This is a genomic window from Streptomyces sp. NH27, assembly GCF_056859195.1.
The window spans coordinates 1-1,955 of sequence record NZ_JACEGK010000839.1; the positions used below are offsets into that span (position 1 = coordinate 1).

The window sequence follows — 1,955 nt, forward strand, 5'->3', positions numbered from 1 at the left end:
CGTAGCCCTCGAACGCGTCGGCGTATCGGCGGACCAGGGGCTCGGTCTCGTGCCGGTAGCCGGTGTTGAACTGGGGCGGCCCGCAACAGGTTGGGGCCGCGGGGAAATCCACCTCGACGCCCAGCCGCTCCAGCAGCCGGACGGTGGCCCAACCGGTGCCCGGATAGAGCGCGTCGTTGACGCAGGTGACGAAGAGTGCGACGCGCATGCGGCTCCTTCGGGGGTGAGCGGCGTGGTCCGGGGGTGCGGGCCGCGGGCCGGGGGTGCGGTCGGGTCGGTGGTCCGGTGTGCCCGGGCGGGCGGCCTCAGCCGAGGCCGATCCGGGCGCCCGCGGCGGTCCAGGCGTTCGGGTCACCGCTGGGCCGGTAGTGCCGCAGGTGCTGGGTGTCGGCCACCAGCCGGCGCATGTCGGCGCGGTCGGTGACGAGGCCGTGCGCGCGGGCCTGCACCAGGATGTTGCCGAGCGCGGTCGCCTCGGTCGGCCCGGCCACCACAGGCAACCCGATTGCGTCAGCGGTGAGTTGGCACAGCAGGTCGTTGCGGCTGCCGCCGCCGACCAGGTGCACCACGTCGAGGTCGCGCCCGGACAGTTCGGCCGCGGTGCGCAGCGCCGCCCGGTGTGCCAGCGCCAGGCTCTCCAGGATGCAGCGCACCATGGCGCCCTGGTCGGCGGGGGCGCGCTGCCCGGTACGCCCGCAGTACGCGGCGATCCGGGCCGGCATGTCACCGGGCGCCAGGAACTCCGGCGCGTCGGGGTCGACCAGCGCGGCGAACGGCGGCGCGTCGGCGGCCCGGGCCAGCAGCGGTGCGAGATCGGTCGGCAGCCCTTCGGCCTCCCACGTGCGCAGCGTCTCCGACAGCAGCCAGAGCCCCATGATGTTGCGCAGGAAACGGAAAGTCCCGTCGAGGCCACGTTCGTTGGTGAAGTTCGCCGCCCGCGATGCCTCCGTGACGACCGGCTGGTCCAGTTCGAGACCGGCCAGCGACCAGGTCCCGCAGGAGATGTAGCCGAAGCCGGGCCGGTCGGCCGGCACGGCGGCCACCGCGGAGGCGGTGTCGTGCGAGGCGACGGTCACCACCGGGGTGCCCTCGGCCAGACCGGTAGCCCGCGCCACCTCCGGCAGCAACTCGCCCGCGATGTCGCCCGGTTGCCGGATCGGCGGGAACAGCTCCGGGTCGAGGCCGAGCCGCCCGAGCAGGTCGCCCGACCAGGTGCCGGTCGCCGCGTCCAGCAGGGCGGTGGTGGACGCGTTGGTCAACTCCGCGCCGACCGTGCCGGTCAGCCAGTGCACCAGCAGGTCGGGGATGAGCAACAGCGTCCGGGCGGCGGCGAGTTGGGCGCTGCCGCGCGCGGCGCCGAGCTGGAAGACGGTGTTGAACGGCAGGTGCTGCAACCCGGTGACCCGGTACAGCTCCTCGGCCGGTACCGCTTCCCACACCCGCGGCGCCGCGTCCTGCGTCCTGCCGTCGCGGTAGTGGAAGGGGTTGCCCAGCAGGCGGCCGTCGGCGTCCAGCAGCCCGTAGTCCACCGCCCAGGAGTCGACCCCCACCGACGTGACGCCGCCGGCCCGCGCCGCCTCCCGTAGCCCGTCCAACACCCCCTGGTACAGGCTCAGTACGTCCCAGTGCAGGCTGCCGCCGGCCTGGACCGGGCGGTTCGGGAAACGGTGCGCCTCGCTCAGGTCGAGGTTCGCCGGGCCGACCCGGCCGACCATGACGCGGCCGCTGGTGGCGCCGAGATCGGCGGCGGCGAACGCGGACGGGAAGGCGGAGGAGGGGCTGCGGGGCACGGTGGTTACCTCGGGTGCGGGCTCGGTGCGGCTTGGCGCGGTTCGTCGGTGGGGGGTGGTGCGATGAGGTGCGGTTCTACGTCGGTCGGTGCGAGGCGTGCGGGTGTGCGGGTGACGTGGGGACGCGCGAGATACGTAGGGTGCGCGGAATCGGGGGAGTGGGGC

2 protein-coding genes are annotated in these 1,955 nt (G+C 74.4%); both read right to left on the reverse strand.

What is annotated here, in order from left to right; all coding sequences use genetic code 11:
- Positions 1–208, reverse strand: a 208-nt coding sequence (locus AC13HU_RS36370) for a heterodisulfide reductase-related iron-sulfur binding cluster (RefSeq protein ID WP_483046271.1), incomplete at its 3' end; no start/stop codon positions are given.
- Between the two features lie 97 nt (positions 209–305).
- A complete protein-coding gene (locus AC13HU_RS36375) occupies positions 306–1,715 on the reverse strand; it encodes a rhamnulokinase (RefSeq protein ID WP_483046272.1) in 1,410 nt (469 codons plus the stop codon).
- Positions 1,716–1,955: the final 240 nt, after the last annotated feature.